This window comes from Pseudotabrizicola formosa, assembly GCF_002900965.1.
GTDB lineage: Bacteria > Pseudomonadota > Alphaproteobacteria > Rhodobacterales > Rhodobacteraceae > Pseudotabrizicola > Pseudotabrizicola formosa.
Genome location: NZ_PJOM01000002.1, coordinates 589,065 through 603,562 on the forward strand (window position 1 = coordinate 589,065; position 14,498 = coordinate 603,562).

Annotated in this window: 13 protein-coding genes; 3 read left to right on the forward strand and 10 right to left on the reverse strand. The window is 64.7% G+C overall.

Features of this window, described 5'->3' with window-relative positions; genetic code table 11:
- Positions 1-17: 17 nt before the first annotated feature.
- The 7 genes from fumC to CXR43_RS06895 form a co-directional block, all read right to left on the reverse strand.
- Positions 18-1,412 carry a class II fumarate hydratase gene (fumC, locus tag CXR43_RS06865; RefSeq protein ID WP_103333302.1) on the reverse strand — a complete coding sequence of 465 codons (1,395 nt, stop codon included), beginning with the start codon at positions 1,410-1,412 and terminating at the stop codon, positions 18-20.
- Positions 1,413-1,525: 113 nt separating this feature from the next.
- Positions 1,526-1,981 carry an SspB family protein gene (locus CXR43_RS06870; RefSeq protein ID WP_103333303.1) on the reverse strand — a complete coding sequence of 152 codons (456 nt, stop codon included), beginning with the start codon at positions 1,979-1,981 and terminating at the stop codon, positions 1,526-1,528.
- A 59-nt stretch (positions 1,982-2,040) separates the two neighbouring features.
- Positions 2,041-3,291, reverse strand: a complete 1,251-nt coding sequence (gene chrA / locus CXR43_RS06875; RefSeq protein ID WP_103333304.1) for a chromate efflux transporter — start codon at positions 3,289-3,291, stop codon at positions 2,041-2,043.
- 199 nt (positions 3,292-3,490) lie between these two features.
- Positions 3,491-4,042 (reverse strand): adenine phosphoribosyltransferase, encoded by a 552-nt coding sequence (locus CXR43_RS06880; protein WP_103333305.1) that lies wholly within the window; start codon positions 4,040-4,042, stop codon positions 3,491-3,493.
- A gap of 9 nt (positions 4,043-4,051) precedes the next feature.
- A complete protein-coding gene (locus tag CXR43_RS06885) occupies positions 4,052-4,717 on the reverse strand; it encodes a hypothetical protein (RefSeq protein ID WP_103333306.1) in 666 nt (221 codons plus the stop codon).
- Entirely contained in the window at positions 4,714-5,580 is an 867-nt protein-coding gene (locus CXR43_RS06890; RefSeq protein ID WP_103333307.1) for an S-methyl-5'-thioadenosine phosphorylase, read from the reverse strand. Before CXR43_RS06890 ends, CXR43_RS06885 begins: the two co-directional genes overlap by 4 nt.
- Positions 5,581-5,833: 253 nt before the next feature.
- Positions 5,834-6,562 carry a GntR family transcriptional regulator gene (locus tag CXR43_RS06895; RefSeq protein WP_103333308.1) on the reverse strand — a complete coding sequence of 243 codons (729 nt, stop codon included), beginning with the start codon at positions 6,560-6,562 and terminating at the stop codon, positions 5,834-5,836.
- Between the two features lie 185 nt (positions 6,563-6,747).
- On the opposite strand from CXR43_RS06895, the gene CXR43_RS06900 reads away from it, so the two are divergent.
- Positions 6,748-8,181, forward strand: coding sequence for an NCS1 family nucleobase:cation symporter-1 (locus CXR43_RS06900; RefSeq protein ID WP_103334069.1), 1,434 nt, complete (start codon positions 6,748-6,750; stop codon positions 8,179-8,181).
- An 87-nt stretch (positions 8,182-8,268) separates the two neighbouring features.
- Here the strand turns inward: CXR43_RS06900 and CXR43_RS06905 are convergent, their stop codons facing one another.
- Positions 8,269-8,853, reverse strand: coding sequence for a flavin reductase family protein (locus CXR43_RS06905; RefSeq protein WP_103333309.1), 585 nt, complete (start codon positions 8,851-8,853; stop codon positions 8,269-8,271).
- 178 nt (positions 8,854-9,031) lie between these two features.
- On the opposite strand from CXR43_RS06905, the gene CXR43_RS06910 reads away from it, so the two are divergent.
- Positions 9,032-9,517 carry a GNAT family N-acetyltransferase gene (locus CXR43_RS06910; protein ID WP_103334070.1) on the forward strand — a complete coding sequence of 162 codons (486 nt, stop codon included), beginning with the start codon at positions 9,032-9,034 and terminating at the stop codon, positions 9,515-9,517.
- A gap of 97 nt (positions 9,518-9,614) precedes the next feature.
- On the forward strand, positions 9,615-10,391 hold the full coding sequence (locus CXR43_RS06915) for an EcsC family protein (RefSeq protein ID WP_103333310.1): 777 nt from the start codon (positions 9,615-9,617) through the stop codon (positions 10,389-10,391).
- Positions 10,392-10,517: 126 nt separating this feature from the next.
- Here CXR43_RS06915 and ptsP read toward each other — a convergent pair whose 3' ends face one another.
- Positions 10,518-12,761 (reverse strand): phosphoenolpyruvate--protein phosphotransferase, encoded by a 2,244-nt coding sequence (gene ptsP / locus CXR43_RS06920; RefSeq protein ID WP_103333311.1) that lies wholly within the window; start codon positions 12,759-12,761, stop codon positions 10,518-10,520.
- A 277-nt stretch (positions 12,762-13,038) separates the two neighbouring features.
- Positions 13,039-14,295 carry an aspartate kinase gene (locus CXR43_RS06925; RefSeq protein WP_103333312.1) on the reverse strand — a complete coding sequence of 419 codons (1,257 nt, stop codon included), beginning with the start codon at positions 14,293-14,295 and terminating at the stop codon, positions 13,039-13,041.
- Between the last annotated feature and the right edge of the window lie 203 nt (positions 14,296-14,498).

A 14,498-nucleotide genomic window follows, 5' to 3' on the forward strand; every position in this document is an offset into this window, starting at 1 on the left:
TTTTTACGCCCGAAGACTTAGCCCTTGGGGCCGATCATATCCTCGGGCCGGACCACGCGGTCAAAGGTCTCGCCATCGACAAAACCAAGCGCGATGGCCTCCTCGCGCAGGGTGGTGCCGTTCTTATGCGCGGTCTTGGCGACCTTGGTGGCGTTGTCATAGCCGATGGTGGGCGCAAGCGCCGTGACCAGCATCAGCGATTCCTTCATCAGCTTGTCGATCCGCGCCACATTGGCCTGCGTGCCCACCACCATATTGTCGGTGAAAGACCCTGCCGCATCGCCCAGAAGCTGCATGGATTGCAGCAGGTTATACGACATCATCGGGTTATAGACGTTCAGCTCGAAATGCCCCTGGCTTCCGGCAAAGCCGATGGCGGCATCATTGCCCATGACATGGGCGCAGACCATGGTCAGCGCCTCCGCCTGGGTGGGGTTCACCTTGCCCGGCATGATCGACGAGCCCGGCTCATTTTCCGGCAGGATCAGCTCGCCCAGGCCGGAGCGGGGACCGGACCCCAAGAGCCGCAGATCATTGGCGATCTTGAACAGCGCCGCCGCGACCGTTTTCAGAGCGCCCGAAAACATCACCATGGCATCATGCGCGGCCAGGGCTTCGAACTTGTTGGGCGCGGTCACGAAAGGCAGGTCGGTGATTTCGGCGATGCGGGCGGCCACGCGGGTATCCCAGCCGACACGAGTGTTCAGCCCGGTGCCAACGGCGGTGCCACCTTGGGCCAGTTCATAAATGTCGGGCAGGCACATCTTGACCCGGGCGATGCCCTTTTCGACCTGCGCTGCATAGCCGCCGAATTCCTGGCCCAGCGTCAGCGGTGTGGCATCCTGGGTATGGGTGCGGCCGATCTTGATGATATCCTTGAACTCTTCCGATTTTGTCAGCAGGGCCGCATGCAGCTTTTCCAGCCCCGGCAGCAGCACATCGCGGGCCATCATGCCGGTGGCCACATGCATCGCGGTGGGGAAGGTGTCGTTGCTGGACTGGCCCATGTTCACATGGTCATTCGGGTGGACAGGTTTCTTGCTGCCCTTCACCCCACCCAGCATTTCAATCGCGCGGTTCGAGATCACCTCATTCGCGTTCATGTTGCTTTGGGTGCCAGACCCGGTCTGCCAGACCACCAGCGGGAAGTTGTCATCGAACTTGCCGTCGATCACTTCGGTCGCGGCGGCGGCAATCGCGTTGCCCAACTCGGCCGGGATATCGCCCTGGTCAATGTTGACCAGAGCACAGGCCTTCTTGATCACGCCCAAGGCGCGGATGATGGCGACGGGCTGCTTTTCCCAACCGATCGGGAAATTGATGATCGACCGCTGGGTCTGCGCCCCCCAGTATTTGTCGGCAGGAACCTCAAGCGGGCCAAAGCTGTCGGTTTCGGTACGGGTGGCGGACATTGGCAAGCCTCCTGATTTTGCTGCCCTGTCCTTACGGGGCGGGCGCAGGAAAATCAATCGGCATACCGTGGCATACTACGCCAAAGCCTATCGCTTTTTGCGCAAACCGGGGTCTATTGCTTGCGGAACTTGTCCAGGCTGACAACTTCGGCGTCGTGCTGGGGTGGCGGATCATCATCGCCATCATCTTCGTCTTCCTCCTCTTCATCCTCTTCGACATGGCTTTCAAAGCGCAGGCCGAATTCGACAGATGGGTCGACAAAGGTGCGCACCGCATCGAAGGGAATCACCATCGGCTCCGGCTGGTTGCCGAAGTTCAGCGTGATGGTGAATCCGTCTTCCGTCACGGTCAGGTTTTCGAACCAGTGCTGGATGACGATGGTCATTTCCGCCGGATAGCGGGCCTTGAGCCAATCGGCCATCTCCACCTCGGGGTGGGTGGTGTCAAAGGTGATGAAGAAATGATGCGCGCCGGGCAGGCCGTTCTGGCCCACATCCTCCAGCACGGACTGGATCAGGCTGCGCATCGCGCGATGCATCAGATTTCCGTAGTCGATCGACCGCGCCATTCCGGACCCTCAGTTTCTTGTTGCCCCAGCATAGGGGATTTGACCCCGATGAAAAGGGGTCAGGCGAGACTGATTGCAACCGAGAGCAGTGCCGAGGTGGCAAGAACCTGCCACAGGGGCCGATGAAGCCCCAGCAAGAGCAGCGCCGAGACGATGGCAAGCCCAAGCGCTGTCAGGTTCAGGCTGGCCGGATCGGGCACCAGCATCTGTACCGGGCCAAAGCCCTGCGGTGTCAGGCGCGAGAACATGAGGTGCAGGGCAAACCACACTGACAGATTCGCGATCACCCCAACCACCGCCGCCATGATGGCGGACAAAGCCCCGGCAAGGCGAGGCGCCGCGGTGATGCGCGACAGATAGGGTGCCGCGACGAAAATCCACAAAAAGCAGGGCACAAAGGTCATCCACAGGGCGACGACCGCCGCGGCAACGCCCAACCCCCAGCCGCCCGCCCCATATCCCGCCATGAAGCCCACGAATTCATTGACCAGAATCAACGGCCCTGGCGTGGTTTCGGCCAGCCCCAGCCCGGCCATCATCTGCGGCGTGGTCAGCCAGCCTTGTACCGCCACCACGTCTTGCGTCATCCAGGCCAGCACGGCATAGGCCCCGCCGAAGGTCAGCACCGCAAGTTTCGAAAAGAACCAGCCGACATCGAACAGCAGCCCGCCGTGCAGCCACAGGCCTGCTAGGGGCAGCAACCAGACCGCCAGCCAAAGGCAAAGCGTTTGTGCCGTGTGCGGCGCGGTCGTATCGGCTGGGGCGGCTTGGGCCATGCGATTGCCCCGCGCGGTCAGCAGGCCCCAGATCCCGGCGGCAAGGATGATCACCGGAAACGGCAGGTTCAGCACAAACAGGCCCAGAAAGGCAGCAATCGCAATAATATAAGCCGCTGTTCCCTTCAGCGCGCGGCGCGCCACCCGGATCAGGGCCTCGATCACGATGGCGATGACAGCCGCCTGGACCCCCAGAAACAGCGCCTGCATCAGTGGCAACTGCCCCCAGGCGGCATAGGCCATCGACAGCGCCAGCACCACCAGCGCGCCGGGCAAGACGAACAGACCCCCCGCGATCAAACCGCCCTTCACCCCGTGCAGCCGCCACCCCGCCCAGGTGGCAAGCTGCATCGCCTCTGGCCCCGGCAGCAGCATGCAGAACGACAAGGCCGACAGATAATCTTTCTCGGTCAGCCACCTGCGCTCTTCCACCAGCACCTTGTGCATCAGGGCAATTTGCGCGGCGGGCCCGCCAAAAGACAAGATGCCGATGCGGGCGAAGGTGCGGGCCAAGTCTGATAAGCTGGCTGTCATGGGCGCAAGCTAGGCGAGTGTGATGACGGTGCCAAGACAGAAACCCCGCCGGCCCTTTCGGACCGACGGGGCAGTTGGTGACGTGTGGTTGCAAGCAGCACATCAAAACAGGGCTTTCGCCCTTGCAAGCAGCAACGCGACCATGGCCGCGCAGGCCTTTTTTAGGCACGATTCTCTAAGTTAGGGTTAACCGGACCTGTCAAAGACCTTCAAAGGCACAAAGGGCGTGCACATCCATCCCCAGGGCCTCAAGCTTCTTGCGCCCGCCCAGATCGGGCAGATCGACGACAAAGGCGCAGCCTACCACCTGCGCGCCCAGGCGTTCGATCAACTTTATCCCCGCCTCGGCGGTGCCGCCGGTGGCCAGCAGGTCATCGACAATCAGCACCGCCTCGCCCGGCCGCAGCGCATCGTCATGCACTTCGACCACCGCCTCGCCATATTCCAGCGTATAGGCCTGGGCGATGGTCTGCCCCGGCAGCTTGCCCTTCTTGCGCACCGGGACAAACCCGGTCGAGAGCTGATGCGCCACCGCCCCGCCAAGGATGAACCCGCGCGCCTCCAGCCCCACCACCTTGTCGATCCGCATGCCGGCATAGGGGGCCAGCAACTGGTCAACGCACATCCGGAAGCCGCGCGGATCGGCAAACAGCGTGGTCACATCGCGGAACAGAATCCCTTCATGCGGGAAATCCACGATGGTGCGGATATAGTCCTTGACGGTCTTGTGTGCGGGCTTGGGGCCGGGCATGGCAGGCTTTCAGGGTTCGGGCGGGTACAGGTGATGCAACAGGCGCGCATCCTGACCCGCGATGGTGACAGTGGCGTTCGAGCTTTGCGACAGGATCGACACCCCTTCATAAGCCGCGCCCTCTATGTCGAACAGGGGGCCAGTGGTCTGGAAGATCTCTTCCAGCACGACCGAGACGATCTCACCGGGTGTGATGGCGGTAGAGATCAGAATCGCCGCTTCGGTGATCTGATGATCTGGCGTGTACCACAGGGTGGCATAGCCCACCCCCATCAGCCCGGCCCCCGACAGACCGGGCACCTCGGCAATTTGGCCGTCCTCGCGGGCATCGGTCAGCGACAGGCGGATATCGGCCTTTGGTCCTGCGATGCGGGTGATGGTCAGGCCCGATCCGGCGGCGTTGATCTGGGCAAGCGCGTAATCCACGCTGGCCGACAGAAGCATGCGGTCCAAAAGCCCGGCCTCTGCCTCGGATGGCAGAATGGCAAGGGTCAGGGTCGGCCGGGGCCAGCGCAGGGGCGGGTGCAGGCAGTCCTGCCCGGGGGCGGCCCCGCACGTGGCGGCGCGGAAAAAATCGGCATCGGGCAAGAGCCCATCCACCGCCACGCCATCAAAGGCATGCGATGGCCCGGAAACGGCCAGCAGCAGGGCAACAAGGGGCAGGTGGCGCGTCACAGCACCCGCCCGGCGACGGCATCAAGCCTGGCCAGCAGGTCCGGATCGCGCTGCGCCGGTGCCGTCATGATCGCATGATCCAGCGCCCGGTCGCAGCCCTGCGGGCAGGCGGCGCGGCTTGCCCCCAGCAGCGCCGGCAGGCGGGCCACGGTGTCGCGCGCCACCTGTGCGTTGCGCCCCAGCGTCGCCACCACCTGCGCCACATCCACCGCGCCATGCGACGGGTGCCAGCAGTCGAAATCGGTCACCATGGCAAGGCTGGCGTAGCACAGCTCGGCCTCACGGGCGAGCTTGGCCTCGGGCATTCCGGTCATGCCGATCAGGTCGGCCCCCCAGTGCCGGTAGAGCCGAGACTCGGCAAGGGTGGAAAACTGCGGCCCCTCCATCGCGACATAGGTGGCCCCGTCATGCACCCTTGTCCCCGCTGCACGGGCCGCCGCCGCGACATGGCCTGACAGGCGCGGGCAGGTGGGGTGGGCAAAGCCGACATGGGCGACGCAGCCGCTGCCGAAGAACGACTTTTCGCGCGCGAAGGTCCGGTCGATGTATTGGTCCACCATCACAAAGTCGCCCGGCGCGTAGTCTTCCCGCAGCGAGCCGACGGCGGAGACGGCCACCAGATCGGTGCAGCCCAAGCGTTTGAGGGCGTCGATATTGGCCCGGTAATTCACCGCACCGGGGGAATGGACATGGCCGCGCCCGTGCCGGGGCAGGAAGGCCATGGCAACGCCATCCAGCCGGCCCACCAGAACCTCGTCCGAAGGTTTGCCCCAGGGGGTTTTGACCCGCACCCAGCTTGCGCCCTCCAGCCCATCGATCTGATAGAGGCCCGAGCCCCCGATGATGCCGATCATGGTATCCATATCGCGCCGCCCCTGTGCTTGCCCGCGTGTTCCGGCCTGATCTTAGGCCGGGAGCGGGGCCGGGGGAAGGGGGGGGCTTCCCCCTGTGTTACAAGAGGGCGAAGCGAGGAAAATCAATGAGTTGGATATAGGGCATTAAGGAGTTGTTAAGTTTGGATCGGGTGCGTGAGCCTGGCATATCGGGTGTTGGGTGGGCTGGGCCGGTGGGGGCGGGGTGAACCGCGCCCTGATGCTGCGGCGCGGCGCGTGGCCTTCAGCGGTTGGCGATACCCCACCAGCGCAGGGTGTTGGTCAGATGGTCGCGGATGGCCTGTTCGACGGCCGGTAGATCGCGCGCCTCCAGCGCCGCGATGATGGCCAGATGTTCGGTCATCGCGGGCAGGATACGGTCGGCCAGAAACGGGCGTTGGGTCTGGATCACGGCGATGCGGTCGCGGTTTTCGGCGTAGATCCTGCGCAAGACCGGGCCGTCGAGCCCGGTGGCGAGCGCGTCATGCAGCGACAGGTCGGTGGTGATGGCGCGCCGTTGCAGATCGGCGGCAGGCGCGCGGGCGTCGCGCAGCAGCGCCTCATGCGTGGCGCGCAGGCTGGCAAGCGGCAGGCTGCCTCCCCCTAGCAGCAGGCGGCGCGCGCCGTGCAGGTCCAGCATCGCGCGCAGGTCCATGCAGTCGCGTGTGGTGTCGGGGTCGGCGGTCATCACCATCACCCCGCGTTTGGGCAGGATCTGCACCAGTGCGGCGGCTTCGGCCCGCTTGACCGCCTCGCGCACGGCGGCAAGCGGGAAGGCCAGAAGGGTGACCAGCATCGGCATGGACAGGAACATGCCGCTGCGCAGGGTGCCGGCGCGCAACCCCTCGACAAGGGCGCGGTAGGCCTGATCAGACTGATCGCCCTGCGGTTGATTTGTGCACAGGTCTGGCGCGGCGCCTGTTTCGTCGGCCTTGGGGGCAATGCCAGCGGTCTGGGGCCGATTGTCATTCATTTCAATAAGGTCCTTCTTTGCCGTTCTGTGTAGTCTGAGTCTGGGCCTGTATCTAACATGTTACGATGAATGCTTCTCGCAATGCCAGTGGGAAAGCGCTGCGGCATACCGGCGGACAACAGCCGGAGACAAGGGGCAAGGCCCTGATCGACCAACACGACAGCAACAGTGGAAGGGACAACACAATGGCAGTCATCACAGCAACGCAAGACCTGGCCGGCGACGAGGATGCGCTGCGCCCGACCGAACCGCATGAAAAGACCTGGGGCTGGTTTGCGATTTTCAACGTCTGGGCCAATGACGTGCAGTCATTGTTCGGCTACAGCCTGGTGGCATCCTTGTTCATCGGCTATGGCGTGAGCGGCTGGACCGCCTTTGCCGCCCTGATCGCCGCGGGGCTGTTCGTGATGTTTCTGGTGAACCTGTCGGGCGCTGCCGGAGAGAAATACGGCATTCCCTATCCGGTGTTTGCCCGCGCCAGCATGGGCACGGCGGGGGCCAAGCTGCCGGCCATCCTGCGCGCCACGGTGGCGGTGTTCTGGTACGGGGTGCAGGTCTATTTCGCCTCTACCGCGCTGGCGCTGCTGATCCGGCTGGTGACCGGGGCTTCGGGCGGGGCTGAATTTCTGGGACTGACCGGGATCGACTGGCTGTCCTTCCTGATTGTCTGGGCCTTCCATATCGTGATCTTCTGGCGCGGCATGACCTGGGTTGCCACCTTCCTCAACATTGCCGGGCCTTTTGTCTATGCGGTGATGATCGGGCTGGTGGCTGTGCTCTGGGTGAAATCGGATGGCCAGCTGTTGCAGCAGGCGGCGACGATCTTTGCCAATCCCGAAGGCACCTGGGGCACCGAATTTGCCGGGTTCATCGCCATTGTCGGCACGATGATCGCCTATTTCGCGGCTGTGATGATCAATTTCAGCGATTTTTCGCGCTATGCCAAATCGAAGGAGGCGATGATCAAGGGCAATCTGACCGGATTGCCGCTCAACATGATCCTGTTTTCGGCGCTTGCCCTGCTGACCACGGCCGGGGCGGCGGCGGTCTATGGCGAGCAGATCATCAACCCGACCGAGATTGTGGAGCGGACGGATTCCGTGCTGCTGGGAGTGATTGCGGCGATCACCTTCTTTGCGGCGACGGTGGGCATCAATCTGGTGGCCAATTTCATTCCGGCGGTGAACGGCATTGCCAATCTGGCCCCCGGGCGGATCAGCTTTCGTCAGGCGGGGATCGTCACCTCGGTGTTTGCGCTGGTGATCGGCGGGTTGTGGACGGCGGTGATCAGTTCGATCGGGATCAGCGGGTTCGTGAACACGCTGGGAGCGACGCTGGCCCCGCTGTATGGCATTCTGGTGGTCGATTACTACCTGATCCGCAAGCAGGAGCTGAACCGCGCCGATCTGTATAACATGCAGGGCGGGCGCTATCACTATGGCAATGGCTGGAACCCGCATGCGCTTCTGGCCTTTGGCATCGCGGCGGTGTTTTCGGTGGCGACGGTCTGGGTTCCGGCCCTGGCGGATCTGCAGGGCTATGCCTGGGTGATCGGCGCTGTGCTGGGGGGCGCGATCTATTACCTGCGCGGCAAGGCGGACCCGACCCTGGCGCGCTGATGGCCGCAAGGTGACGGCGCGAGGGGGAGCCGAGAAGGCGGGCAGAGAGTCTGCCCGCCTGTTGCGTGCCCGCCTGTTGCGTTCCGGTCAGGCGTCGTCAGGGCGCAGGTGTTCGAAGACCTCTGACACGATGGCATAATCGCGGTAGCCCATCCGGGCCAAGGGGTGATAGCGGCCGGGGTCGAAGCGGCCCTCCACCAGGCAATCATCGCGCAGGTGAATGCCGGTGACCTCCCCCAGGATCAGGAAATTGTTCTGGCCCTTCAACGGGATGATCTGCGTCACCACACATTCCAGCGTGGCCGGGGCATCCGCGACCCGGGGGCAGGGGATGGTGGTGCAGGCGGCCTTTGGCACGCCGGCGGTGGCGAATTCATCGGTGCCCAGCGGCAGGGCGGCGGAGGTTGCGCTCATCACCTCCAGCTGGCGGGCGGCGACGATATTGGCGGCAAAGACCCCGGTTTCACGGATGTTGTGCAGGCTGTCCTTGGCGCCGGTGCTGGCGAACATCACCTGGGGCGGGACGTAAGCAACGGCGTTGAAGAACGAATAGGGGGCCAGATTGTCGCCCTGGGGCCCGGTGGACGAGATCCAGCCGATGGGGCGCGGGGTGACGATGGCGTTGAACGGGTTATGCGGCAGGCCGTGGCCATCTTCGGGGCGGTAGAACATCGGGCGCGGGGTCCTTTCGGCGGGGGTCGGGAGAAAAGCTGTCTTTGGGGAACAGGTATTTGAACCTGACATAAACGCATGTTACGGGCGCTTGTCACGCGGCTTTGTGGTGCCACGCCCTTGGGGCTGTGCGCAGAATCACGCGTGGTTGCAGGGGTTTGAGCGGGGAGCGGTCCGGGTGTACAGGCTGGCGGAAGAGACCGAGGAGGACTGGTGGGAGGTCGAGGCCCTGTATGACCTGTGCTTTGCCCCCGGGCGCACGGCGCTGTCGTCCTATCGCCTGCGCGAGGGTGTGCCGACGGTGGCGGCGCTGTGCCTGACGCTGCGCGACGCAGATGGCACGCTGGCGGCGGTGATCCGCTATTGGCCCGCGCTGGTGGGCGGGCAGGATGTGCTGCTTCTGGGGCCGATTGCGGTGCACCCGACCCGGCAGGGCGAGGGTCTGGGGGCGCTGTTGATCAATGAAAGCATGGCCGAGGCGCGGCGTCTGGGCTGGGAGCGGGTGCTGCTGGTGGGGGATGCGCCCTATTACGGGCGGTTCGGGTTCCGGCGGCTGGACGGCGTGGTGATGCCCCCGCCCACCAACCCCGAGCGCGTGCTGGGGCTGGCGCTGAAGGCCGGGGCCTGGGACGGGGTGACGGGGGCTGTGACCAAAGCCACCTGAGCGGGCAGGGGCCTTGAGAAAGGCCCCCTGCTGCCAGAACATGAGCCGCAGAAGATGCGCCATTGCGCGGCGGCGGATTGCCCCCATATCATAGGCCATGGACCCTTTGCCCGCCGATCTGTCGACTGTTGTGCCGCCGCAGGACATGCTGCCCGAAATCCGGGCGCTTGCCGCGCGGCACAAGCGTGCCAACGGGCCGGTCATCGGGCTGGTGAACCGTCTGGGCGGTACGCTGGAACGGCAGATGGCCATGGTGCCAGAGGGGTACCGGACGCAGATCGAGCGGGTGGTGGCGCAGGCGCTGTCGGCGGCGATGACCGTGGCGGGGCAGGGTGACCGGCTGCCAGACACCGGCACGCGCGGGCCGCTGTTGGCGGCCATGGCCAGCGGTGCCGCCGGCGGGGCGGGCGGCTTGCCCACGGCGCTGGCCGAACTGCCGCTGGCGGTGACGCTGATCCTGCATGCGATCCGCCAGGCGGCGCGGGCCGAAGGCTTTGATCCGGAGGATCCGATGGTGCGGGCGGAGTGCATCCGGGTGTTCGGCGCGGGCAGCCCGCTGGCGGAAGATGACGGGATCAACACCAGTTTCATTTCGGCCCGGCTGACGCTGACCGGGCCTGCGGTGCAAAAGGTGATTGCCAGTGTCGCGCCGAAACTGGCGACGGCTCTGGGCCAAAAGCTGGCCGCGCAGGCGATTCCGGTGATCGGGGCGGTGACAGGCGCGGCGCTGAATGCGGCATTCCTGAATTATTATTCCGAGATCGCCCGGGTGCGCTTTGCCCTGCTGCGGCTGTCGCAGATCCATGGGGCCGAACAGGTGCTGGCCGATTTCCGAAAAGCCGTCGAGTCACCGCGGCTGCGGGCGGGGATCTGAAGGCGCGGCTGCGCCGCACGGTTTTTGTGCGGGCGTCTGGCCTGCGGCCAACCCGCCCGCGGACGGCCTCCGGCGGGGATATTTGCGCAACAGGTAAGGGGCAGGGGCAGACCTGAGCTTGCGCGGTCAGTCGCGCAAGCCCGAGAGATGCTCCATCAGCGCCGGGCGGGCGCTGTCATCGCCGCGGGCACGGGCGGCATCGATCACGGCACGGACCTGGTCCAGATCGGCGCGGCGGATCAGCGCCTTGACCGGGCCGATCGAGGCCGGGCGCATCGACAGGCTGCGCAGGCCGAGAGCGGCGAGAACCAGCGCCTCTATCGGGCGGCCCGCATCTTCGCCGCAAAATGACAGCGGCGTGCCGGTGGCGGCGCAGCGCGCGATGATCTGCTCGATGAAGCCGAGGAAGGACAGGTTGAGCATGTCATACCGGCGGCGGACCCGTTCATTTTCCCGGTCGGCGGCGAAGAAGAACTGCTTGAGGTCATTGCCACCGATCGAGACGAAATCGGTCAGCTGAAAGAACGCATCGGGGGCAAAGGCCAGGCTGGGGGTTTCCAGCATGGCGCCGATGTCGAGCTGGCGGGGCACCAGATGGCCGAGGGAGCGTTCGCGGTGCACTTCGCGCAGCACATGGGCGCGGGCGTGCTGAAACTCGGCGAATTCGGACACGAAGGGGAACATCACCGTCAGCGGCCGGCCATTGGCGGCGCGCAGCAGGGCCTGGATCTGCATGCGCAGCACGCCGGGCTTGTCGAGACCCACCCGGATGGCACGCCAGCCCATGGCCGGGTTGGGTTCGTCATTCGGTTTCATGTAAGGCAGAACCTTGTCGGACCCGATATCGAGCGTGCGGAAGGCCACCCGCTTGTCTTTGGCCGCATCCATCACGCGGGCGTAGAGCGAGGCCAGTTCGGCGCGGCGCGGCATCTTGTTGCGCACCAGAAACTGCAGCTCGGTGCGGAACAGGCCGACGCCATCGGCGCCCGACCCTTCCAGGCTGGGCAGATCGGCCATCAGCCCCGCATTCATATGCAGCGCGATCGTGGTGCCGCAGCGGGTGAGCGCGGGCAGGTCGCGCAGCGAGGCATAGCGCTGCTGGGCCTGGGTCTGCATGGCGATCTTGTCACGGAAGGCGCGGGCCACGGTTTCTTCGGGGCGCAGATGGGCGATGCCCTGATCGCCATCGACCAGGATATGGTCGCCGTTCAGCGCCTCGGTGGTCACCCGGCGGGCATGGATCACCAGCGGAATGGCAAGGGCGCGGGCGACGATGGCCGCATGGCTGCCGACCGAGCCTTCCTCCAGCACCACGCCGCGCAGCTTTCGGCCATAATCCAGCAGCTCGGCCGGGCCGATGTTGCGCGCCACCAGCACCGGATTGTCGGGCATGGCGGCCCCGGTATCGGCCCCTTGCCCGGTCAGGATACGCAGGAGGCGGTTGGACAGGTCATCCAGATCATGCAGCCGTTCGCGCAGGTAAGCGTCGGGCACGGTTTCCAGCCGGGCACGGGCGGCGGATTGTTCCTTTTCCACCGCCGCCTCGGCGGACAGGCCGTTCTGGATGTCTTCTTCCATCCGGCGCAGCCAGCCGCGCGAATTGGCAAACATGCGGTAGGCTTCCAACACCTGTTTCTGGTCCTTGTCGAGGCTTTGCACCGACAACAGGTCATCGACCGACACGCGCAGCTGGCCCACGGCCTCGCGGATGCGGTCAATCTCGGTCAGCGGGTCATCGGCGACCGGGTTGGTCACCACCACGCGGGGTTCGTGCAGCCAGACATTCCCTTCGGCAGCCCCTTCCTGCCCGGTGGCCCCGTGAAACATCACCGGCTGGCGGTGCAGGGCGCGCATGCCATCATCGTCAGAGGTGAAGGCGCCAAGCTCGGTCATCTCGGCCAGCACCATGGCGACCACTTCCAGCGCATAGATCTCGTCATCGGAAAACTGCCGGGCGGTTTTTGACTGCACCACCAGCACGCCCAGCTTCTCGCCGACCCGCTGGATCGGCACGCCGAGGAAGCTGGAGTAAATCTCCTCGCCGGTTTCGGGCATGTAGCGAAAGCCCTTTTCCGACGGCGCATCGGCGGTGTTGACGGGCGTGTTGCTGCGTGCCACCCGACCGACCAGACCCTCGCCCAGCTTCATGCGGGTCTGATGCACGGCTTCGGGTTTCAGCCCTTCGGTGGCGCAGAGTTCCAGCGTTTCAGGGTCGCGGAACAGGTAGATCGAACAGACTTCGGTATGCATCGAATCGGCGATCAGATGGGTGATCTGATCCAGCCGTTCCTGGCCCTTGGCCTGTGCGCCCAGCACATCACGCAGGCGGCGCAGAAGTTTTCGGCTGTCGCTGTCTGACCGTTCTGGCATTGCGGAGCATCCTTTGGCTTGCCTCTCTATAGGCGAGGCCGCGCCGGATGGGGAGGGAAGAAAGACGCCGCGCTGCGGCATGGGGCCAAGCCGGCGGTGGGATGCCGCAAAAGGCGGCAGCTGCCAGAGGGTGCCCTTGGCAGATCGTGCCTTTCCGGGGGCTTGCGCAAAGGGCCTGATCTGTTGGGGCCCGGTTTCAGGCCCCCCCAATCAGGGCCCCCCAATCAGGCCCCCCCAATCAGGCCCCGCAGTCAAACCCTGTCAAAAGGCCCCTCTGTCAGGCTTTGTCGAGTTCAAAGCAGTCGTGCAGCGCCTGAACCGCCAGTTCCATATACTTGCGGTCGATCAGGACCGAAATCTTGATCTCGGAGGTGGCGATGACCTTGATGTTGATGTTCTCGGCGGCCAGCGCCTTGAACATGCGGGCCGCCACGCCGACCTGGCTGCGCATGCCGATGCCGACGACCGAAACCTTGGCCACATCGGTGTCGGAAATCAGCTCATCATATTTGATGATCCCGGCGGCGCGGGCGTCTTCCATCGCCTTTTGCGCGCGGGCGACCTGATTGACCGGCACCGAAAAGGTCATGTCGGTCACCGCACCGGCATGGGTGCCGTAGTTCTTTTCCGAGATGTTCTGCACGATCATGTCGACATTCACCCCGGCATCGGCCAGGGGGCCGAAAATGGCGCTTGCCACACCGGGACGGTCCTCGACGGTAACAAGCGTCATTTTCGCTTCATCGCGGCTGTAGGCCACGCCAGAGACGACTTTCGATTCCATGATTTCATCCTCGTCGCAGACCAGGGTTCCAGAGTTCTCATCGGTGTCCTCGAACGAGGACAGCACGCGCAGCCGCACCTTGTAGCGCATCGCCAGTTCGACCGACCGGGTCTGCAAGACCTTTGCGCCGAGCGAGGCCAGTTCCAGCATCTCCTCAAACGCGATCCGGTCGAGCTTGCGGGCTTTCGATGCGATGCGCGGGTCGGTGGTATAGACGCCGTCCACATCGGTGTAGATGTCGCAGCGTTCCGCGCCGAAGGCGGCGGCGAAGGCCACGGCGGTGGTGTCAGACCCGCCCCGGCCCAGCGTGGTGATGCGGCCCTCGGCCGAGATGCCCTGAAAGCCCGCCACCACGGCGACCTTGAAGCCTTCGGCGAATTTGGCGTCGATATTGGCGCGCGGAATGTCGATGAACCGGGCCGAGCCATGGGCCGAGGTGGTGTTGATCGGCACCTGCCAGCCCTGCCAGCTGCGGGCGGGAATGTCCATTTCCTGCAGGCGCAGCGCCATCAGCCCGGCGGTGACATTCTCGCCGCTGGACACCACGGCATCATATTCGCGGGCGTCATAAAGCTTTGACGTGCCCTCGACATAGCCCACCATCTTGTTGGTCTCACCCGACATGGCGCTGACGATGACGATCACGTCATAGCCGCGCGCGACCTCGGCCTGCACCTTTTTTGCGGCGTTCTCGATCCGTGACAGGTCTGCCACCGATGTCCCGCCGAATTTCATCACCAGAAGCGGCATGGATCAGTTCCTTCCCACGGCCCCCCAAAACAATCGGGCGTGTCATAGGCCGGGCCGGGGGGCGGCGCAAGCCCTGCCATGCTGTGCCTGGTGTCGAAGCTTCCCCGCCGGCGCGCAAACTGCGCGCGCGCTCCGAGGATCTCTGTGACCCGATGTTACAGCAGCGCGTTGCCTGCCAATTATCTGTTCTTAAATATCCCCGC